Genomic DNA, 23,393 nt, shown 5'->3' with positions numbered 1-23,393 from the left:
TTACCAAACATAAAAAAGATAATATAAAAAAAGCCGCCTTAAAGCGGCTTTTTTTATATTATCTTTTTTATAACCCGTAGTTTATGTGTGTGCCTTTTTTGGTCAATGTTATAGATGCCAGAATGGTCTAAGCGATCAATTCTAACTTTGCCGTGAGCGTGTATAATATAGTTATCTTTCATAATAATACCTACATGGGTAATAATACCTTCACTATTATCAAAAAAAGCTAAATCACCCGGTTCACTTTCCTCAATAAAGCTTAAGGCCTCTCCTTGAGTTGCCTGCTGCGAAGCGTCACGTAATAACTTATAACCATTAAGCTTGTATACCATTTGTGTAAATCCAGAGCAATCAATACCAAAAGGTGTTTTTCCACCCCACAAGTAAGGTGTATTTAAATACATATATGCTGTTTTAATAATATTGGTTTTATCTATTTGTAGGTTAACAAAATTACCTTCGTAGTTATGGTTTATCAATGATAGTCCATTTAAGCTAGAGCCAATAACGATAGGGAATAATTGCTGGTTTTTATCCTCGATAAATTCAACTAGGTCTGTAGATAATACAGGGGTTTCCTTATGGATAACCTTGTATTGTTGTTCTGTTATTTCGATATACTGCTTATTATCTATCCAGCCTTCATAATTATCAAACGCTAGCCTAATTTTGGCCCACTGCTTTCGTTGTTCTAAAATTTTAAAAAAATCGCCATAAAGGACCTGTGAAATTAATTCACTAACATCTGCTGGCTCATTTCGAAGCGGAACAATGCTTAAATTACAAATACCGTACTGCATTAAAAAATAGTGTTATAAAATTTCTAAAAGGAAAAATAGTGCTTAAGTTCATTTGGAGTACTACTATGCTATTGGTTTGTAACTTATATGTTAGGGGCGTTCAATAATCATTGCAGATGCACCACCGCCACCATTGCAAATTGCTGCGGCACCAATTTTTGCATTATTTTGCTCTAGTACGTTTAATAATGTAATTAATATTCTTACTCCAGAACACCCCAAAGGGTGTCCTAATGAAACAGCACCGCCATTAACATTTACGCGCTCATTAGAAAGACCTAATATTTTCATGTTAGCTAAACCAACAACAGAAAACGCTTCATTGAGCTCAAAAAAATCTACATCGTCTAACTCCATTCCAATTTTATTTAAAGCTTTAGGTAGAGCTTTTGATGGGGATGTTGTAAACCACTCCGGTTCATGAGCAGTATCAGCATAACTTTTTATTGTTGCTAAAACTTTTAGATCTAATTCTTGGGCTTTTTCTTTACTCATTAAAACCATAGCACCTGCACCATCATTTATAGTCGAAGCGTTTGCAGCAGTTACTGTACCATCTTTAGAAAAAGCAGGTTGTAATTGCGGAATTTTATCCATTTTTACTTTGCTGTACTCTTCATCTTTAATCACAATAATAGGTTCTCCGCGGCGTTGAGGCACTTCAACAGGTACTATTTCGTTATTAAATTTGCCATTTTCCCAAGCTTTGGCAGACCTGTTATAGGAATTTATAGCGTATGCATCTTGATCTTCTCTAGAAAATTTATATTTAGTAGCACATAAATCTGCATATACACCCATAGCGTTTTTATGGTAAACATCTACCAACCCATCTTTTTGCATACCATCTACCAACGTAGTTGACCCAAATTTTGTTGCGTTTCTTGCGTATAAATAGTGCGGGATTAAACTCATGTTTTCCATACCGCCAGCAACTATAATATTTGCGTCTCCTAGGGCTATAGATTGTGCTGCTTGCATTACAGCTTTCATTCCAGAGGCACAAACTTTATTAACAGTTGTACAAGGTACTGTATTTGGAATACCCGCAAAAATTGCAGCCTGTCTTGCCGGAGCCTGTCCTGTTCCTGCTTGTACAACGTTACCCATTAAAACTTCTTCAACAAGTTCTGGGTTTAAACTTATTTTTTCTAAAGCCCCTTGAATAGCTATAGCACCTAATTTAGGTGCGGAAATAGTTGATAAAGAACCTAAAAAACTCCCTATAGGAGTTCTAACGGCAGAAACAATAACGACTTCTTTATTCATTTAATAACACGTTTTTAGTATACTACTTGCGAAAATAACGATTTTTTAGTAGAAATTTAAAGGTTTAGAATAGAACTAGTTTTTAAGCTTCTTCATTAAATTAAAAGAGTGTGTATTAACCCGTGTTTTTAACTTTTTTTAAGTTTAAACTTTAAGTAAAGCGTTAAATATTTATACCCTAGCTACGTTTTTAATAGAACATTAAGCAAACTAAAATTGTTAGAAGGACTACCTTGTAAAACCAGGTAAAAGACAATAAATTTATTACATTTGATAATTATACTAATTAAATTAAATATAACTTAATAGTTTAAAGCAAAAATTAAAGTGCGAAAGTAATCGGGTATTAGATTTAATAAAGGAGTATTTAGAGCAGAAACATGAAAGACGTTATAAATAAATTATACAAAAATCACGCTTTAATTTATAAAGTATTGTTGTTTATAAGCACTACTTTTTTAATTGTGTATTTATTTCCTAAAAGTGGAAAATTTAAATATAGTTTTGAAAAAGGTAAGCCATGGCAGTCCGAAAGCTTACAAGCTCCGTTTGATTTCGCAATAAAAAAAACCGATGCCGAAATTGCTTTAGAGAAAAAGCGAATATTAGACCATAGTATATTATATTTTGATATAGATAATACTGTATATAATAAAGTTACAGAGTCCTTTAGTAAACAGTTTAAATATTCGTTTCCAGATACAATACCTACTAATATTTCTAAAAGTTTATTTGATGCAGGAAAACGTGTTGTGTCAGAATTATATAGTTATGGCGTTTTAAGTGAAAATTATAATTTTGACTTAGATAAATCTATTGTAATTTTAGATGGAAGAGAAAAAAAACAAGAAGGTTTTTACTCCAACCTTATAAAGCAGAATGATTTAGATCGAGTTATAGAATACCAATTGGCAAAAAGTAATTTATCTAGTTTTAAAGCCCAATTTTTGGCATTTTGTTTTGATTTAATAGAGCCAAATATTACGTACAACAAAAGTTTTACCGATAAGGCTATTAATGATGAGTTAAGCCGAATATCATATACGAGAGGAAGTATTGCAAAAGAAACTTTAATTATTTCTAAAGGTGAAGTTATAGAAGGTGATAAGTATCAAATTTTAAAATCACTACAGTTAGAATATGAGTCGCAGGTATGGAATGAATCTAATTATAATTGGGTTTTGTTTGCTTATACGTTACTAGTTGCTTTAGCTTTATTAATGCTGCTTCTTTTTTTACGAAAGTATAGAATTACCGTTTTTGAAAATAATACAAAAGTTACGTTTATATTTTTTAATATCTTATTAATGGTATTTATAACCACACTGGTTGTAAAATACGATTCTAAATACATTTATATAGTTCCTATTTGTATTTTACCCTTAGTATTTAAAGCTTTTTTTGATGCACGTTTAGGTTTATTTGCTCACGTATTAACAGTGCTTTTATTAGGATTTATTGTGCCTAATAGTTACGAGTATTTGTTTTTGCAAATTATAGCAGGTATAGTTACTATTTTAACCGTTTCCGAGCTTTATAAACGAGCTAATTTGTTTATATCTGTAGGTCAAATAACACTAATATATATCATAGCTTATTTTGCTTTTTTTGTAATACATGAGGGCAGTGTAGAGTCTTTAAAGTGGGAAACGTTTATTTGGTTTATTTTATGCGGTTTAGCCACCTTGTTTGTGCAGCCTTTAATTTATGCCTACGAAAAGCTTTTTGGTTTAGTTTCAGATGTATCACTTTTAGAACTTTCTGATACCAATAGTAAACTGCTTAAAGAACTTTCTAATAAAGCACCAGGAACATTTCATCATTCTTTAAACGTAGCTAATTTAGCAGAGGCTTCTGCAAACGAAATAAGAGCAAATGCCATGTTAGCTAGAGTAGGAGCATTATATCATGATATTGGTAAAATGAAAAACCCAACGTATTTTACAGAAAACCAGTCTACAGGAATTAATCCGCACGACGAGTTATCTTCAAAGGAAAGTGCTAGAATAATAACAGACCATGTTATTGATGGCATAGAAATAGCTAGAAAAAATAATTTACCAGATCGAGTAATTGATTTTATACGCACGCATCACGGCACTAGTGTTGTGTATTATTTTTATATGCAGGAGAAAAAGGACTATCCAGATTTAGATATAGACAAGTTAGATTTTAGTTACCCGGGGCCAAAACCGTTTAGTAAAGAAACGGCTATTTTAATGATGTGTGACAGTATTGAAGCAGCTTCAAAAAGTTTAAAAGAGCCAACTTCAACTAAAATTGAAGCGTTTGTAGAAAAAATTATAAATAAACAAATAGAAGAAGGGCAGTTTTTAAATGCTAACATTACTTTTAAAGAAATTCAATCTATTAAAAAAGTGCTAAAACACAAGCTTGCAAATATTTACCATTTAAGAATTGAATATCCTGAATAAAAAGTAAAAAAAAGTTAAAAAATATTTGTGTTATTTAAGATAAAAACTAAATTTGCATCCGCGTTTGAAATTAAATGCACGTTCTTATATTAAAATACTGGAGAGGTGCCTGAGTGGCCGAAAGGAGCGGTTTGCTAAATCGTCGTAGGTGGAAACACTTACCCAGGGTTCGAATCCCTGTCTCTCCGCAAATTTCTTTATAGAAGTTTAGATAACCAAATCGGGGTGTAGCGTAGCCCGGTTATCGCGCCGCGTTTGGGACGCGGAGGTCGCAGGTTCGAATCCTGCCACCCCGACAAGTCTGGGAATAGACAATATTAAAACACCGTTAATCTTTGATTAATGGTGTTTTTTTTTAAAATAATTTGGTTTTAATGTAATGTGATAGGAGTGTTACAAAAATTATTATAAATCTACTTTCTGGTTAATATGGTTAGCTACTTTTATTTTGATTATGAATATAGTCTAAACAAGTAATTAATTCGAGCTCAAATAAAGCACCTTCTACTAGGTTTTGTACACAAATTAACTCTTCATAGTTAACAATAAAACTTACTTGAGGCGTTGGAGTTTCCAAATGCATAAGGTGTTCTTGGTCGCTAGTATTATTAATTTTTATTAATTTATTTAAAGCGGTTTCAATATGTCCGGAAAATATAAGCATTTCAACCTCTGTTAAATGTAACGCAGTATTATTAAAAACTAGGTTTAATTTTTTGTAATTTTTTGCAGCGCAGCGCTTCCAGTAAAAAACTAAACCAAAATTATTTTTATAAATTACTGTAATATCGTCCATGTTTAATTTAATATTAGTGTATAATCTATATCTTTTGTTTTTAAATCTCTTGTAAAAGTACTGTTTGTGGTATTCGTAAAAAGGGATTTTAATTCTTTGATTTCCTCTCTGTTAAACATTAAAACAAGGTTTTGTTGCATAGATGGAATGGGTATTTTGCGTTTTACTCTTGCCGATGCATATTTATGTTCCCAATATTCAATTTCAAGATCCAGAATAAAGTTTTTAAATTGTTTAAATTCTTTGGCATTAAACTCTAAATAAATATTATTAAATTCTAGATGATAAACATGGCAATCACGACATAAATACAATTCTCCACTTTTTACTTTTGATATGATTTTAATTTTAGTACACATACTTTTGGTTTTAGTAGCAGTCAGTTTTTATAAGTTTCATGTTTAGCGGTGTATTAAGTTTATCTCTTGAAATATGCTCTAATGTTTTTAAAACTCCATTTTGCATGGCAACCGAACCGCAAATCATTACAATACCGTTGTTTTTTAAAACTTTAGAAACTAAATCTTCTTTTTCCATCAACGCATTTTGAACATACTTTTTTTGACTTTCGCCTTGCGAAAAACTTAAATAAACACCAGATAGCTTTTTATTATAAAAAGCATCATCTATATATTTGGAGTACATTTTGTAAGACGCATTTGTTCGTCCTCCCCAAAATAAATAGTTTTTAGAATGTTTTAAATTTTCATCTGTAATCATACCTAAAAATGGGGCAATTCCTGTACCATTAGAAATCATTATAACTTCCTTTGCCGATTTAGGAAAATGAAAGGCTGTGTTTTGTTCAATATTGGCAGATAACATATCGTTTAATTTTAAATTGTTTAAATAGTTAGAGCATACCCCAAACTCATGTTTTTTTATACTTAATAAAATAGTTTTACCTGTTTTACCAATGGAATATTGTCTTGCTACTGTTTCGTTTTTAGGAGTTATGGAAAGCAAATCTCCAGACTTAAAAGCTATTTTTTTTAAAGGTTGTATTTCTAGTAAAAATGAATAATCACTATTTAAGTTGATGCGGGTAACTACTTTAAAAGGTGTTATTTTTTGTTTAGGTTCGTTTTTAGGCTGGTTTACTTGAAGTGCTAAATTTTTACTTTTAGCCCAAGTATCTGCCCAATTTTTAAACTCTGTAAACGATTTATTATTTATTTTATGTAGTGTTAAGCTAGGTGTACATTTTTTATGTTGTTGAAGCAGACCATCTACCAGTATAGCGTATTTACAAAAACCTTTGTACGCTAAAGAACCAAAACCAACTACAGCATATTGCAGTGTGTTTTCTTGTGGCGTATCTTGTATAAGTTTTTCAAAATATTTAGCATTATCAGGAGCATTACCTTCACCATACGTTGAGGTGAGTACCAATAGGTTTGTAGCTTTTTTATAGGTAGTATATTGGTTTAACTCCGAAATGTAAACAGATTTTCCTAAAGCCAATAAAGCGTTAAAAAGTAGTTTAGCAAATTTAAAAGTACTTCCGGTTTCAGAACCTACGAGAATTATATATTCGGCAGAATTTTTATTAAAAGTATTTTTAATTTTTATAGTGTTATTTTTTCTTGTTAAGGCCATAGAAAACCCCGAATACACAAAAAATAAAATGCTAATACTAGTTAACAGTAGTAAGATAGACCATAAGATAGACCCTTGCCCAGTATGTAAAACTAAGCTCCAATGCGTAGCAAGAGCTTTAAAATTATCTAGTTTTTCGCTTACTATTTGTCCATTATATTGGTTTACATAAAGTTCTTTATCATGTAATTTTATAATGAAATAATCTTCAATATCATCAGAAAAAGGAAATTCAACCCCTTTTATATCCCCTAAAGTTAAGGTGTTGAAAATATTAAAACTTTCGGTGTTTGGTGTACTAATTGAGGTTTGTTGTTGTTTAATGTGAGGGGTTTTACTTTCGGGTAAAAATGAAAACCTTTCCAAAGACAAAAAAACACCGGTAAGAGTAACTATTATTATTGGTATTAAAGTGTATTTACCTAAAAGAACATGATAGTATTGGTTAAAATCTTCTTTTATAGTTTTTGAAAAAAAATCCTTAAGACTACCTTGTCGTTTTGCAATTAAAATAATGCCAGTTATAGCCATTAAAAACAATACAAAGGAAACTATACCAACTATCGCACGTCCGGTAGATTTTAAAAATAACGATCTATGAAGGTTGGTAGTAAAACGAAAAATAGGTGCCTTTTCGATTGTGTTTCCAATTTTTTTAGCTGTAAACGGATTAAGATAAAAACTATCACTTTGCCCTTGTTTTGTTACTACCGAGGCTGTTATAAAATTATTTTTATCAATTTCTATATTAATAATTTCATCGTATTCGTTTTTTAGATTTTCTATAGTGCTAGAAAGACTAAGTGCTGAAGCATTTTTTACGGCAAACGGCTCTAGCTTATTCGAAATTGGTTCGAATGCTAAGATTGTACCGGTTAAAGCAGCTAGAATTATAAATAATGAAGAGGAAATAGCTAAAATAAGGTGGCTAAGTCTCCAAATAGAAATCGTCATTACAGGAATATTTGTATAACTTTTAGCAAAGCGTTTTTTAAGATTTTTGGTAATAAAAATTTTTAATGTATCGCCTTAGAATTATAAAGCAAGGGCAAGACATTAAAGAGGTTTGTTCTTAATTTTGAGGCATCATACGTATGTATCTTATATATCCTTTACCTTCGTGTTTAAGCTTTATGTTTTGGGTAGTTAATGGGAATTCTACATCTTTAATGAAATATTCTTTGTCTTCAACAGCAGTTTCAAACCTTAAACTATAACCTGTGTTAATTTTATCTGGTTCTATTTCAATAACATTTATAGCGCGCTCACCTCCGCCAATTGTAGCACCTGTAATAGCATCTATGTCTGTTTTGGTTTTACCGTAAAAACGCCACCATTCTGCTATATCGTGGTACCATTCATCATCATCGCCTTGTACATAAAGTGTTTTTTCATACGTTCCTTCTGGATTTATTAGTGATATAACCACATAAGCGCCTTCACCATTATAATTAATCATTTGTACCATACATTTATAGGTGTTAGGTTTAGCTGTAAAAGCTAAAAAAGTAACTAATAAAAGGGATAGTATGGTAATGTATTTGGTTTGTTTAAAAAGGGTTTTCATATTAAATTATTTTAAGAAAGTAATATTTATAGCGTTAGCTTTAATAAGTTCGTTTTCTTGTGCTAAATCATAAACCGATTCGTCAAATTCTGTTAATGCCTTTTTATTGGCACCTTGCTCTAATAGATATTTTAAAATGGAATCATCTTTAGATTTCATGGCTGCTAGGTGCAATACAGACAATCCGTCGTTGTTAATAACATTAATGTCTATTTTTAAGGGTTCTAAAAATTTAAGTAGTTCTAAATCTAATTTTTCAATGGCTATTTGATAAAGCGTATTATTACCTGATTGTATGGCTGAAAAATCTACATTATTATCGGTAAGTAATTTACCTTTTTTATAAAAATTCGCTTTATCTCTAGGTACGTAAGCATTTACTAAATAGTATGCTAAATTATTTCCTTTGTTATCTACTATTTGGGCATTAGCTTTCTGTGCTAATAAATAATTAACTATTTCTAGTTTATTATACTGTACAGCTAAAGTTAAGGCAGATTGCCCATCATTATTAACTAAATTGATGTCTTTAGTTAATTTAAATAGATATTGTAATATTTCTAGGTTATTAGATTGTGCTGCTTTTAAAAAGGGAGTGTTACCATCTTTATCTGCAGCATTAGGGTTTAATCCTTTTTTTATAAAGTAATCAATTATTCCGGTGTCTTTAGTGTTTGAAGCAACATTAATTAAAGGGTTTTTTCCTTCGGTAGTTGTTATATTTGGATTAATACCCAGGCTTTCTAAATAATTATAAACATCTATACCGTTTGAATGTCTTCGGCTGCCTTGACTTGCAAAGATAAAGGCATTTCCACCTTCTGTATTTACGGTGTTATAAGCAATGCCTTTTGCAACTAGTTTTTTTAACATTTTAATATTACCAGTTTGTGCCGTATAGTTAAATACACCATTACCGTAATTATCTTTACTTTTTAAGCTAATGCCTTTAGACTCAAAATATTCAACGATTTCAAAATCTGATAATTTAGGGATTAATAATAAAAGGGCATTTGCTCCATTTTTATTAGTTTCATATTTAACATTTGCACCTTTTGAAATTAAAGCATCGTAAATTTTAGTATTTGTTTCTCCTGCGGCTGCGGTGAAAATTAAAGGTGAATTTCCTTTATCGTCAATAATATCAACACGTGCGCCATGGTTTAATAAATAATTTACAAGCTCTAAATTACCAGAATAGGCCGCCCAAAATAGATATGTACGTCCGTCGTGGGTTAATTTATTGGGTTTATTCTCTTTAAAGCTTAATAAATATTTTACAATATCAATATTTGCCTTTGCAAAAATACTACTGGTAACGGCATCAAAACCAGAAGATGTTAGTTGTGTAGGACTGTGTCCAGCGTTAACCGTTTGTTTAATGGTTTCTAAATTGGGGTTTTTTGCCCAAAATTTTCTATCTCTCAATATATTGTCATCTTGTGCTAGCACATTTAATGTGTATAATATTGAGCATACTAGGGGGATTAATTTAGTCATATTTTTATTATATGGGTGTTTTTAAAATTTTGTTATTAATTTATTAGATGTAAAATGTTTTATTTTAAATTTTTATTAAAAGTTTAGACTCTTGTGTTACAATAAAATAATTTGCAATTTTCTTTTTTTTTGTCTCACGACTGATGGTTTGTATTGTAATAAGTGTAGTTGTTAAAACTACTTGTTTTTATTTAGACTCATTAAAAATAAATTTAATCTCAGCAAATTTATCAAGAATCATTCTAAATAAAAATTTTTTAAGATTTTATTTTTGTCTTTTTTTTTGGCCTTTCTTTTTATTGGTGTTTCAATACTATATTTAAACGGCCTCAAAGCGATATTTAAATTATATAAAATAATTACTGCTTAGTAAAAGTGTAGTGTTACTAATCATAATTTCAATTTCCGAAAATACAGTAATGTTTGGGTAATAATTGCTTTTGTTTGTTCTTATAAAAAAACAGATTAAGGTGTAATATTCAAGTTATAACAGAGGTTATAATATTAAAGGCTGTGTAGGGAGTTTACAAATTTCTATTTTTTAATTCAACTTCATAAACCCATTTAATCTAATATTTATTGATTTTGGCTATAATTGAAAAAAAGTAATTAACGACATAATTATTAGTGAGTAGAAATATATTTTAGTTTTATTAAAGTTTTTATCTGAAAAAGCCATATAATTTTTCTTTATTGAACTGAAAAAATTAATTTAACAAATATGGTCTCACTTTGATTTATACCCCCTGCGAAATGCATTATTTGACCTCATTTATTTGTTAAGCTAATTATATATTTGATATTTATATTACGGGGCTTATTAAAAGCAATAATAATTAAACAAATAGTAAAACCCTTTATACGGATTTAAGCTAATTTTAAAAAATAATTTAAATCACGTTTATAATTTTTAAACCATAATAGAGATATAATTTAGCTAATTGTTGCCTTATTTGTAACCAAAAAATCACAGTGATTTAAGTTAAATTAATCTAGCAATTATATTGAGTTTTTTATCCTTTTATTTAAAATCAATTAAGATGTCAAAAATCGTTTCATTTATATGTATTGTAATTTGCTCAAACCTACTCATTTCGCAAAATAATGACTGGGAAAATCCAGCAGTTTTTGGAATTAATAAGTTACCTGCTCGTGCTAGTTCCATATCATTTAGAAATGACAAAAATGCTATAAATGCAAACAAAATTGAATCCGAAAGATACATTCCGTTAAATGGTAATTGGAAATTCCAATGGTCCAAAACAATTAAAGAATCGTCTCCAAATTTTTTTAAGCTAGATTTTAACACGTCGAAATGGCAGGATATAAAAGTACCGGCCAACTGGGAATTGGAAGGCTACGGAACGGCTATTTATACAAATACCATATATCCATTTGTGCCAGTAAATCCACCTTATGTACCAACAAACGATAATCCTACGGGATGTTATGTAAAGAATTTTGAAATCCCATTGGGTTGGGAGAAAGAACGAGTTGTTTTACATTTTGGAGGTGTTAGTTCTGCCTTTTATGTATGGGTTAATGGCCAAAAAGTTGGATATAGCGAAGGAAGTCGTTTACCGGCCGAATTTGATATTACAAAATATTTAACCACCGGTACCAATAAACTGGCAGTAAAAGTGTTTAGATGGAGTAATGGAAGTTACTTGGAGGACCAAGATCATTGGCGTTTAAGTGGTATTCATAGAGAAGTGTATTTAGAAGCTACACCTTTAACGTATATTCAAGATTATTTTGTTCGTACCAATTTAGATAGTACTTATCATAATGCTATTTTAGAAATAAGACCGAAAATTGTAAACGAAACTGAAAAGAAATTAAATGGGTGGCATTTGGAGGCAATGCTTTTTGACGCAGATGGTAAATCTGTTCTTAAAAAACCATTAAGAAAAAGTATTGAAACTATTATTAATGAGAAATTTCCATACAGCGGTGCAACCACGTTTTCTTTACTTACAGCAGAAATTAGTAACCCTAAAAAATGGTCGGCGGAAACACCAAATCTTTATAATTTAGTCTTAAAAATAACAGATCAAAACAATAAAGTTATTGAAGCACGTAGCTCTAAAATCGGCTTTAGAACTGTAGAAACAAAAGAAGGAAAGTTATGGGTAAATGGAAAGCCTATATACTTATATGGTGTTAATCGTCATGAGCATAACCAACGAACAGGAAAGGTTGTAGATGAAGAAACCATGATTAGGGACATAAAATTAATGAAGCAACTCAATTTTAATGCGGTAAGAACATCGCATTACCCAAACACTCCTAGATGGTATGAATTATGTGATAAATATGGACTATATGTTTTGGATGAAGCGAATATTGAAACGCACGGCTTAGGTGGTAAATTAACTAATGCTCCAGTTTGGAATGCTTCTTTTATGCAACGGGCTATGGGTATGGTGGAGCGCGACAAAAACCATCCATCTATTATAGGTTGGTCTTTAGGTAACGAATCTGGTATGGGCCCAAATCATGCGGCTATGGCGGGCTGGATAAAGGCTTACGATCCAACTCGGTTTATACATTACGAAGGGGCGCAGTATAGCGATAATACTATCGATCCCGAATATGTTGATGTAATTAGCCGTATGTATACTTCCATACCTGAGGTTGTTGCAATAGCAAATAATAAAAAAGATGATAGGCCCGTAATGTGGTGTGAGTACGCCCATTCTATGGGGAATTCTACAGGGAATTTGTTAGAGTTTTGGGAAGCTATTTGGAATAACAAAAGAATGATAGGTGGTTTTATTTGGGACTGGACGGACCAAGGCTTAATTAAAAAAGATAAGAGTGATGAAGAGTTCTGGGCTTATGGTGGCGATTTTGGAGATACCATAAATTCTGAAAACTTTAATATTAACGGAGTTATTTTTCCAGATCAAACACCACAACCAGCAGCTTGGGAATGTAAAAAGATTTTTCAGCCCATTCTTGTAAAACCAGTAAGCATTGGTAAAGGTACTTTTAAGATAGAAAATAGACACAGTTTTTTAAACCTCAATCAATATGATTTAGAGTGGAAACTGGAAGAGGAAGGTAGAGTATTACAGTCAGGAATACTCGAGTCTTTACAATTAGACCCTCAAAAAACAGACGAATTAAGTTTACCTTACAAGCTTCCTAATTTCATTAAAGGTAAGTCCTATTATATTACTATTAATTTTAAGTTAAAACACAATACCTTTTGGGCTAAAAAAGGATATGTTGTAGCTTGGAACCAATTCGAAATTCCTAGTACTCAAAGTTATTCTACAAACATTTATAAGTCTACTTTTTCAAGTATTAAGGTCTTAAATAAAGAAAAGGAATTAGAACTTAAAAGTGATAATATAGTCATAAAATTTAATAAAAATACAGGGTTTTTAAGTGGCTATAAAATAGACAATAAAAATATATTACTTTCTGAAATGAAGCCAAATTTTTGGCGTGCACTTACCGATAATGATGAGAGAGGAGCAAAAGTAGCTAAGCACCAAGGGGTATGGAAAACCGCAGCAGATAATTTGATATTAAATAATTTTAAAATTAATAGTGAATCTAATTTAGTAGAAATTGAAGCTTCTTACAGTATGAAAAATATGGACTCTAAGTATCGTATTTTATATGTAATAAAACCTCAAGGCTATATTAGAGTAACCTGCAATTATATTGCAGGAACTATGGATCTTCCCGAGCTTCCTCGTTTTGGAGTGCAGATGGAAATATCTAAAGATTTAGAAAATATTGAATGGTTTGGTAGGGGGCCACACGAAAATTATTCCGACAGAAATAATGGCGCCGCTTTTGGAAGGTATAAAGCCCATGTTAAAAATGATTTTGTTGCTTATGTTAAGCCACAGGAGAGCAGCAACCGTACAGATGTAAAGTGGTTTAGTGTAGTAAATAATAAAAAAAGTGGGTGGCATATTCAAGGTTTACAACCTTTAAGTTTTAGTGCTTGGCCTTACACCATGCTTGATTTAACAAAAGCTAAACATATAAATGAACTTCCTAATAGAAAGTTTATAACTCTTAATATTGACTATAAGCAAATGGGGTTAGGTGGAGATGATACATGGACTAAACGATCAAAACCACACCAACAATATCGCTTAATCAATAAAAACTACTCTTATAGTTTTGAAATAGTACCAAATAAAAGTGAAAAATAAAACTCAATTAAAATCAACTAAACTTATTATGCCTAAACTATTTAAATATTTAAAAATAGGAATTTTATTTACAATGGTTTCATGCTTAAATACAAATTCTAGTAAAAGTAGCAATGACTTAACTAAATATGATAAAACATCGCAAAATCAACCAAATATTTTATGGATTATTGCAGACGATTTAGGTGTTGATTTAGGGTGTTATGGAAACAATTTAATTCATACTCCTAATATAGATAAACTCGCCTCTCAAGGAGCACGTTACACTAATATGTTTACAGTAGCTGCAGTTTGCTCGGTAAGTCGTTCCTCTATGATAACAGGTATGTACCCTGTAAGTATTGATTGCCACCAACACCGTAAGCAGTTTAAAGATTCATTACCAAACCCAGTAAAACCAATTAGCGAATATTTTAAACAAGCAGGGTATTATGTGACCAATAAGGGTAAAACAGATTACAATTTTATTCATTCTAAAGAAAACCTTTTTAATGGCGCATCATGGGAAAATAGAGAAAAAGAACAGCCGTTTTTCTCTCAAATACAAATCTCTTACCCTCACAGACCATTTTTAGAGGATTCAGTACATCCTATAAACCCCAATTATGTAAAACTGCCACCTTATTATATTAACCATCCCATTGCTAAGAAGGATTGGGCTATGTATTTAGAAACGGTTCAATATGTTGATAAAGAAGTTGGCGAAATACTAAATAGACTAGACAAGCAAGGACTCTCTAAAAATACTGTAGTGTTTTTTCTTGGGGATCAAGGAAGACCAATGGTAAGATCAAAACAATTTTTGTACGATTCGGGTATTAATACACCACTTATAGTCCGCTGGCCTGAAAAAATTAAACCAGGGACAGTAAATGATCAATTAATTAATAATTTAGATTTGGCACCTACTAGTTTAAAAATAGCTAATCTACCTATTCCCAAATATATTCAAGGGCATGATTTTTTAAATAATGATTTTAAACGCAATTTTGTTTACAGTATGAGAGATCGTAGGGACGAAACAGTAGATAGAATTCGTATGATAAGAAGTGAAAAATTTAAATATATTAGAAATTTTTATACTGATAGGCCATACACTCAGTTTAATGCCTACAAAAAGAATTTTTACCCTGTTTTAACACTAATGCAAGTTATGTTTGAAAAAGGAGAACTTAATAAGGAACAAGCTCGGTTTTTTAGCAATTACAGACCTTCAGAAGAATTTTATGATTTAATTGCAGATCCTTTTGAGTTAAATAACTTAGCCGATTCTAAAAAATATAGCGCTGAAAAAAATGAACTAAAAAAAGAGCTAAATAAATGGTTAGAAAAAGTAGACCTCGGAACATATCCTGAAAACCCCCAGGAAATAACTTTTGCGGCTAAACTTATGGAGGGCAAATTTAAAGAGAAAATGGAGGCCAAAGGTCTATCTGAAAATATATCAGATGAAGATTATTTAGAATATTGGAAAGCGACCTTATTAGGGGATGATGGCATGTAATATTAAAACAATGTAAACCTATATCCACTTAGCGTTTGCCTTGTTTTAGTTTAAAGTTAATTCTTTCTATAATTAATTTATTACCAAACAAAAAAACAAAAATGAATATTTACATAAAAAATAAAACAAAAAGCATAAATGCAATCTTAGTTTTAATGGTTGTTTTTTGCCAGTCTTGTAAGATGACTACCTCTGAAAAGGATAATAAGCAAGCACTAAGTAAACCAAATATTATTTATATCCTTGCCGACGATATGGGATATGGAGATTTGGGGTCTTATGGACAAAAAATTATTAAAACTCCTGTTTTAGATAGGATGGCAAGCGAAGGCATACGTTTTACAGAACATTATTCTGGTAGTACGGTATGTGCACCATCAAGAGGCGTATTAATGACTGGGTTAAATACCGCTCATGCATATATTAGAGGTAATTTTTCAATACAAGAAGAGGGGAATTTAGCTATTCCAGAAAACACTATAACCGTAGCAAAATTACTTAATAAAGGGGGGTATAATACGGGAGTAATTGGTAAATGGGGATTAGGAGGTCCAAAATCGGTAGGAGGCCCAAATAGCCAAGGTTTTGATTATTCCTTTTGTTATCTAGATCAACGAAATGCACATGAATATTATCCAAATTATTTATGGGAAAATGAAGAAAAATACGTGTTAGAAAAAAATGCTAACAATCAAGAATTACAATATAGTCATGATCTTTTTACGGGAAAAGCCTTAAACTTTATTAAAGAACATAAAGAATCCCCCTTCTTTTTATACTTGCCATACACCATTCCGCATGGAAAGTATCAAGTACCAGATGATGCACCTTATACAGATTTGGACATGCCGCAACCTATTAAAAATTATGCAGCAATGATTACAAGGATGGATAGTGATATTGGAAAAATTATTAACCAGCTTAAAGCTTATAATATAGATGAAAATACTATAATAATATTTTCAAGTGACAATGGGCCTACTCCAAATGTAAATAAGTATTACGATAGTAATGGACCATCTAAAGGGTTTAAAAGGGACCTTTACGAGGGCGGAATAAAAGCACCAATGATTGTGCGTTGGCCAAGTAATATTAAGCCTGGTACAACAAGTAATTTAGTGTCCGATTTTTCAGATTTTTTACCTACTGCTTGCGATATTGCCGGTATAGAAACTCCTAAAAATATAGATGGTATATCTTTTGTAAATGAGTTACAAGGGAAAGAGCAAAAAGAACATGATTTTCTTTATTGGGAATTTTTTAAATATAATTATGGATGGAAAGTGGGAGACGACCCTAAAAAAAGAAACGCCTTTGAAAGTCAGGCTCTTAGAATGGGTAAGTGGAAAGCAGTAAGACAAGGTATAGCTAAAAATCCAAAAGCTAGATTAGAACTTTATGATCTAACTGTAGATAAAGGAGAGACAAATAATGTAGCCAAGATGTATCCAGAAATAGTAAAGAAGATTGAGCAGTTAATGCATAAAACACGTTTTGACGTAGAGTACTTTGTTATGGAGTAATTTAATTAAATTATTTATGAGGTTTAAGTTTTTTAAAAGTTCGCTATTTATATCTGTTTTTCTTCTTGGTTTTTTTAATTTTGCTCAGCAAAAAAGGGTCGACGCTTCTTCTGTTGTATCTTATTTATTAGACCATCAAAAGGAAAACGGTGCCTTTGGACCTCAAAATAAAGAATATACTGATTTGGCATGGAATTACCCAGCCATTTATACGTTAAAAATTTTAGGAGCTAATATACCGCGAGAAAAAGAGGCCTTTAAAAATGGAAATAAGTCTTGGATTGAAATAAATTCTCGAAAAAATGGGCCTTGGTATTGGTCCTTCTATCAAAAAGCAAATTTGTATCATTTATATAATGTATCTGATATAAATTTTGAAAGTGGTGTTAAGCGTAATCAAACTTGGGAAATTAAATTTAAACCTCGCAAAGGTTATTTAGAATTTAGTGAATATAAGAAGGGCTTTTTTTTTAATATAGCCTCCCTGTGGCATATGTTGGGAGCTATAAGTTTATTAGACGGCCATGTTTCCAATAAGGGTAGTATTGAAAACTATTTACTAAGTCGTCAGGCTAACAATGGTGCTTTTGTCGATGATGTTAGTGCAATACCCACCCCAACAAATAAAGATGCTAATTTAGTAATTACCAGTTATGCTATATTAGTTTTAAAGAGTCTAGGAAAGGATATTCCCAATTCAGAAAAATGTATACAATGGCTTCAAGCCTGTCAGACCAGTAATGGCGGGTTTAAATATAATCCAGATAACAAAGAGATTAGTAATAAACCAGATGTATGGTATACCTGGTGTGCACTTCAGGCTTTACAAGTATTAGGGGCTAAGCCAAAAGATTCTAAAAAATGTGCTAAATGGTTAAATTCTTTGCAAAATTACGATGGTGGTTTTGCAGATAGACCAGGTTGGAAATCTAGAATCTACAGCACATATTATGCTGTTTCTTCATTACATTATCTAACAGGAAATGCAAATTCAGCAATTACTCAAAAGAAAAGAGTAAATAAAAATAAATATATACCTGAAGGTAAATACTCTATTTATCAGGCATTCCATAAAAGCCCTGTAGGAGGTAATGGTATGATTGATTCTATTGTTAAAATGAATATAAATTTAATAGGCGTAAAAACAAATACAAAGCATATCGATTTTAAAAACGGAATTAGCGCTCAAGTAACTAAAAATAAAAGTTATGTAAAACAAAAAAACTATAAATTGGAAGTTTTGGAATTGCCTGAAAATTACAGCCATAAATTAACCTGGAATAACAATCAAAAGGCAGACCATATCTCTAATTTTTTAGTGCCACCAAATTTATCTTATAAACAGGCGCAAATATATAACAAGGCATTTAATGCAGGAAAAGAAGGTCTTAGTTGGATTGGTTTTAAAACAAATGTTATTCGGCCAATAAGGAAATTAAGTAAAGAAACACTTTTTTATCCAGAGCTTGATTATTCTATGATTAATGCTTACCAAGTATACGATGAAGGTTTGGATTTTGGTTATGGTTATAATGCTGTGCCAGGAGCACATTTTGGTAATATAGATTGGGTTAGGCACTTCCCTTATAAAGAAAGGTGGGAAGGTGTTTTACCAATTATTGCAGACGGTGACGCACATGGTAATATTAATAAATGGCAAGAACACATACTACAATTTAGAAATATATTTATAGCCAAAGATTACCATTTTAAATCGTATATAGAGGCTTCTTTAAATGGAAGGTCGGTATGTGTAATACGCATGCCTTCTGGAACTTTAAGATATTATGGTAGCAAAGCGGCAATTAATTATTTAAAAAAACACCAATCGCAGTGGGAGTGGTGGACTAATTAATGGTGCTTAGTTCTTAATAAAATCTTAGTTTTATTCTAATTAAAACAAAAATTGGTGATTATGGAAGCATTTTTAAACAACCTAACTAAAACGACCAGAGTTAACCGTCTCTGAATTAAAATATTTTTATTTATGAATAAAGTGATCTTGACTTTTTTATTTTTTTGCTCGCTTATTGGATATTCTCAAGAGTTTAAACAAGAGTATCTATTAGACTATATTTCAACAGAGCAAGGTCTTTCACATAACTATGTTTCTCAAGTGGTTAGTGATTCATTAAATTTTAAATGGATAGCTTCAGAAAACGGACTTATTAAATTTGATGGACATAATTATACAACCATTAAGCCTGGACCAGAATATCCGGGGCTTCATAACGAAAATATCGAAACTCTTTTTATAGATAGTAAGAATAATTTATGGATTGGTACTAAAAGTGGAGGTTTGTCTCGCATAAAATTAGAAACAGGCGAATTAGATAATTTTAATACAATATTAAGCGGTAATGAAAAAGTATCATTAAGAGTTAGAGCAATTAACGAGGATTCTAATGGTAATATTTGGGTTGGTACTAGCGAAAATGGCCTATTTGTTATAAATAATACTTACGATAAGTTATTAGAACATTACCTTTTTAAACAAGTAATAAGTATTATAAGAGATACTTATGGAAATATGTGGTTTGGATCCAAAAACACTTTAAAAAAATATGATCCTTCGGAAAAGAGGGTATTATCATTTAAACTCAATGAAGAACTTTCTATAATAACAGGTATTGTTGAAGATACTAAACGTAATTGTTTATGGGTTAGTACTTTTTCTGATGAAATAATAAATAACAAGCCCATTTTTCAACTTAATTTCGATAATCAAAATATTCAAAAAATTAACACTTCAATCGATACAGATTTTTTTTCTACACTTTTTCTTGATAAAACAAATAAATTATGGGTTGGTACTTGGGGTAAAGGTTTATATAGGCATAATGATGTTTTAGGTGAATTTGAAAAAATTAATTTGGTTTATCCCCCTAATGAAAAAAAAACTGTTAATTATGATATTATAATTAATATTCATAGTGATAAAGATAATGTACTCTGGATTGCCACTGGTTTAGGAGGTATAATAAAACTAACAGAGGGCAAAGGCTTTAAAAACATAGATGCAGTTGTACAAAATTTAGTTTTAAAGGATAACCTCGTTATACTTTCTGTTTTTAAAAAGAAAAAATTTTGGTTAGGAACTTTACGTAATGGCTTGTTTATAGGAGACTCTTTATCAGGCCTTAAACAAGTTAAGGATATAGGAAATAAAAAAGTATTATCTATTTATGAGAATAACTCAATTTATTACGTAGGAACCTCAGATGAGTGTTTTTTAATGAGTGAGTCTGGCAAAAAAATAAGCTCCATTAAAATTCCTTTAGCTACTTCTTATTTAATAGAAAATGACAATTTAATGTGGGTAGGCACCCAACAAGAAGGCTTATTGCTCTTAGATATTTCCAATCCTAAAGCGCCTGTAATAAAGGATAGATTTACGTATAAAGATGAGAAAAATGCACTGGGAAGTACCCGTATAACCTCTATAGTTCGCGATAGCCTTAACAACCTTTGGCTTGGTACTTATAATGGTATTTATTTATACGATTATGCTAATAAAAAATTTGTACATCATGAAGAATTATTTAATACGGCTTTACCAGCAATTATAAATCTGGTATATGTTTATAAAGATTATTTATGGCTAGGTACTCCAGATGGGCTTTTTCAATTAAAATATTTAAACAACTCCTTAAAATTAATAAAAAGAACTTCTAAGCAAGATGGCCTTTATAACGATTTTATTTCTGGTATTACAAGTTTTGATGAGACACTTTGGTTAACTACAACAACTAATTTGGTTCAATTAAACATTAAGGATTATTCTTTTGTAGAATATGGTAGAAATGATGGTGTTTACACTTCGCAATTTTATATAAGAAGTTTGTTTAAAGATAATAGTTCATGGATTTATGCCGGCGGACTGGGTAATTTAACATATTTTCATCCAAATAAAATAAAAAAAGCAACAGAGATTAATAGTGAAATTTTGTTAACGCATTTGTATGTAAATAATCAAATTGTAACACCTAACAATCCAAAAGATGAATTTGTTAACCTAAATAAAGATTTTAGTTACGTTAAAGATATAGAGTTTACTCATAAAGAAAAATCTTTCGCTATTGGTTTTACAAGTTCAAATTTTTCACACAAAGTGCATAATTATCGCTATAAACTAGAAGGCTACCAAAACGACTGGGTAAATTTAAAATTACAGAATGAAGTTCATTTTGTAGGTTTACCTCCCGGAAACTATAAGCTGCTTTTAAGCTCCTCTATTGATTCACAAAACTGGTCTGAGCCAAAATCATTAAATATAAAAATACATTACGCGCCTTGGCTAAGTCCGTGGGCATTTGTCTTATATGTTTTGGTGTTCTGTTTGGTAATAACTAGCTTCTATTATGTTTTATTAAGGCACTCCAAATTACGTAACAAATTAAAGAAAGAACAGGAGCTAAGTGAAGCCAAATTTACTTTTTTTACTAACATTTCTCATGAGTTTAGAACTCCACTTACGCTAATAACGGGGCCAATTAAGGAACTTATGTCCATAAAAGATTTAAAAACCGATATTGCTGAAAAATTAATTACTGTCGATAAAAATGCAACACGTTTACTTAATCTAATTAATCAATTACTGGATTTTAGAAAAGCAGACCATGGACTACTAAAACTAAATGTTAGCGATGGTAATTTTGTGAGATTTACAGAAGAAGTATTTCTATACTTTAAAGATCAAGCTGATGAAAATAATATAGAATACACCTATAAAAAGGAAAAAAATGAAATAGTTTTTCCTTTTGATAGAAATAAGGTAGAAATTGTGTTATGCAACATAATTTCTAATGCATTTAAGTTTACTTCAAAGGGTGGAAATATAAAATTAAGTGTCGATACAGAAGATAACTTTTGTGTATTAAGGCTTCAAGATAATGGAGCAGGTATGAGCAAAGAGTTTCAGGATAAAATATTTAATCGTTTCTTTCAAATTCAATCAACTAACACATCTCAATTTATTGGTAGCGGTATTGGTTTAAGTTTTACTAAAAAAATTGTAGAGCTTCATCATGGTATAATAGAGGTGGTTAGCGCAGTAAATAAGGGAACCGAAATTATAATTAAATTTCCATTGTCTATAAGTTATAATGAGAGACATATTGATTCCGATTTTAAGAACACTGATAAAATTGAAATTTATGAAAAGTTAGATTTAAAGGAATTAAACATTAAAAACCTTGAATTAGAACAAAAGAAAAATACAATTTTGATTGTAGACGATAATAAAGACATTCGAAAATATTTAAGTCAGTTTCTTTCTCCAATTTATAATGTTTTAGAGGCTAAAAACGGGAAACAAGGCATAAAAATAGCCTCTAAAGAAAATTGCGATTTAATACTTTGCGATATTATGATGCCTGTTATGGATGGCTTAACGGCTTGTAAAAATTTAAAAACAAATATAAGTACCTCTCACATTCCTGTAATTTTACTTACCGCAAGATCATCTAATATGTACGAAATTAAAGGACTTAAAACTGGTGCAGACGATTTTATAACAAAACCTTTTGATCCACAAATTGTAAAGGCTAGAATAGCCACTTTATTACAAAACCGATCAAAAATGAGAGAGTACTTTTTAAATAAAGTTCGTTTTGAGCCCACAGTATCAAAAGTAGATACAGACGATTTTGAAAGTGTTTTTATTAATAAGGTAATTACTGCTGTGGAAAATAATCTGTTAAATGAAGATTTTGGTATTAATAGTTTAATGGATATCTGTCATATGAGTCAATCTACCCTGTATAGAAAAATAAAATCACTTACAGGTCTCTCATTAACAGGGTTTATACGTTCAATTCGGCTTAAAAAATCGGCAGAATTAATTCTTACCGAAAACCTTAAAATGGCAGATGTTGCCATGCGGGTAGGTTTTAATGACTATAAATATTTTAAGGTGTCTTTTAAAAAGCAGTTTGGGTGCTTACCTTCTAAATACAAATCAATTGTTCAGTCGCAAAACGAGGAAACAATTTAGTTTTTTAATAACACATTATAGGGTTAAAAATTTATCTGTTATTCTAGTAAATTTAGTATCGTCAATTTAAAATTTTTGCCTTTAAGCAAGTGTTTTAAAAGCATAAATTTGCTTTATTCCTTCTTAATAGAATATAATTATACAATTCTAAAAACAGCTTTTTTAAAATATAACGTGCTGGTATTCTTATTTTTATATAAGCGCAAATAGTTATTAACAAT

General features: G+C 30.7%; 13 protein-coding genes and 2 tRNA genes. 8 read left to right on the top strand and 7 right to left on the bottom strand.

What is annotated here, in order from left to right:
* Positions 1-53: 53 nt before the first annotated feature.
* A complete protein-coding gene (locus BMY96_RS11325) occupies positions 54-803 on the bottom strand; it encodes a C40 family peptidase (RefSeq protein ID WP_092852226.1) in 750 nt (249 codons plus the stop codon).
* 90 nt (positions 804-893) lie between these two features.
* Positions 894-2,072, bottom strand: a complete 1,179-nt coding sequence (locus tag BMY96_RS11320) for an acetyl-CoA C-acyltransferase (RefSeq protein ID WP_092852225.1) — start codon at positions 2,070-2,072, stop codon at positions 894-896.
* 380 nt (positions 2,073-2,452) lie between these two features.
* Here BMY96_RS11320 and BMY96_RS11315 point away from each other — a divergent pair, with 380 nt between their 5' ends.
* From BMY96_RS11315 to BMY96_RS11305, 3 genes are all read left to right on the top strand, one after another.
* Complete coding sequence (locus BMY96_RS11315; RefSeq protein ID WP_092852223.1) at positions 2,453-4,507, top strand: HD family phosphohydrolase; 2,055 nt, start codon at positions 2,453-2,455, stop codon at positions 4,505-4,507.
* Between the two features lie 99 nt (positions 4,508-4,606).
* Positions 4,607-4,695: transfer RNA gene (locus tag BMY96_RS11310), tRNA-Ser, on the top strand.
* A gap of 33 nt (positions 4,696-4,728) precedes the next feature.
* Positions 4,729-4,803, top strand: a tRNA-Pro gene (locus BMY96_RS11305).
* A gap of 137 nt (positions 4,804-4,940) precedes the next feature.
* Here BMY96_RS11305 and BMY96_RS11300 read toward each other — a convergent pair.
* From BMY96_RS11300 to BMY96_RS11280, 5 genes are all read right to left on the bottom strand, one after another.
* Positions 4,941-5,303 carry a hypothetical protein gene (locus tag BMY96_RS11300; RefSeq protein WP_092852221.1) on the bottom strand — a complete coding sequence of 121 codons (363 nt, stop codon included), beginning with the start codon at positions 5,301-5,303 and terminating at the stop codon, positions 4,941-4,943.
* Positions 5,304-5,305: 2 nt separating this feature from the next.
* Positions 5,306-5,662: a DUF6686 family protein gene (locus tag BMY96_RS11295; protein WP_092852219.1), complete on the bottom strand. Its 357-nt coding sequence runs from the start codon at positions 5,660-5,662 to the stop codon at positions 5,306-5,308.
* A 10-nt stretch (positions 5,663-5,672) separates the two neighbouring features.
* A complete protein-coding gene (locus tag BMY96_RS11290; protein WP_092852217.1) occupies positions 5,673-7,856 on the bottom strand; it encodes a PepSY domain-containing protein in 2,184 nt (727 codons plus the stop codon).
* Positions 7,857-7,974: 118 nt separating this feature from the next.
* Entirely contained in the window at positions 7,975-8,469 is a 495-nt protein-coding gene (locus tag BMY96_RS11285) for a DUF2271 domain-containing protein (protein ID WP_092852215.1), read from the bottom strand.
* Positions 8,470-8,475: 6 nt separating this feature from the next.
* Positions 8,476-9,969: an ankyrin repeat domain-containing protein gene (locus BMY96_RS11280; RefSeq protein ID WP_092852213.1), complete on the bottom strand. Its 1,494-nt coding sequence runs from the start codon at positions 9,967-9,969 to the stop codon at positions 8,476-8,478.
* Positions 9,970-11,009: 1,040 nt separating this feature from the next.
* On the opposite strand from BMY96_RS11280, the gene lacZ reads away from it, so the two are divergent.
* The 5 genes from lacZ to BMY96_RS11255 all read left to right on the top strand — a co-directional run bounded on the left by lacZ (position 11,010) and on the right by BMY96_RS11255 (position 23,172).
* Positions 11,010-14,150 carry a beta-galactosidase, LacZ type gene (gene lacZ, locus BMY96_RS11275; protein WP_092852211.1) on the top strand — a complete coding sequence of 1,047 codons (3,141 nt, stop codon included), beginning with the start codon at positions 11,010-11,012 and terminating at the stop codon, positions 14,148-14,150.
* Between the two features lie 28 nt (positions 14,151-14,178).
* The gene (locus tag BMY96_RS11270; RefSeq protein WP_139205249.1) at positions 14,179-15,654 is read left to right on the top strand and encodes a sulfatase family protein; all 1,476 of its coding nucleotides are present in this window, start codon (positions 14,179-14,181) and stop codon (positions 15,652-15,654) included.
* A 101-nt stretch (positions 15,655-15,755) separates the two neighbouring features.
* Positions 15,756-17,177 (top strand): arylsulfatase, encoded by a 1,422-nt coding sequence (locus BMY96_RS11265; protein ID WP_092852468.1) that lies wholly within the window; start codon positions 15,756-15,758, stop codon positions 17,175-17,177.
* A 16-nt stretch (positions 17,178-17,193) separates the two neighbouring features.
* Positions 17,194-19,032 carry a prenyltransferase/squalene oxidase repeat-containing protein gene (locus BMY96_RS11260; protein WP_092852207.1) on the top strand — a complete coding sequence of 613 codons (1,839 nt, stop codon included), beginning with the start codon at positions 17,194-17,196 and terminating at the stop codon, positions 19,030-19,032.
* A 132-nt stretch (positions 19,033-19,164) separates the two neighbouring features.
* The gene (locus BMY96_RS11255) at positions 19,165-23,172 is read left to right on the top strand and encodes a hybrid sensor histidine kinase/response regulator transcription factor (protein ID WP_092852205.1); all 4,008 of its coding nucleotides are present in this window, start codon (positions 19,165-19,167) and stop codon (positions 23,170-23,172) included.
* The last annotated feature ends 221 nt before the right edge of the window (positions 23,173-23,393 follow it).

It is taken from the genome of Algibacter pectinivorans, assembly GCF_900112595.1.
In the GTDB taxonomy this organism is placed as follows: Bacteria; Bacteroidota; Bacteroidia; order Flavobacteriales; family Flavobacteriaceae; genus Algibacter_B; species Algibacter_B pectinivorans.
Note: the sequence above shows the minus strand (reverse complement) of the source record. Positions and strands in the feature narration are given on the sequence as shown.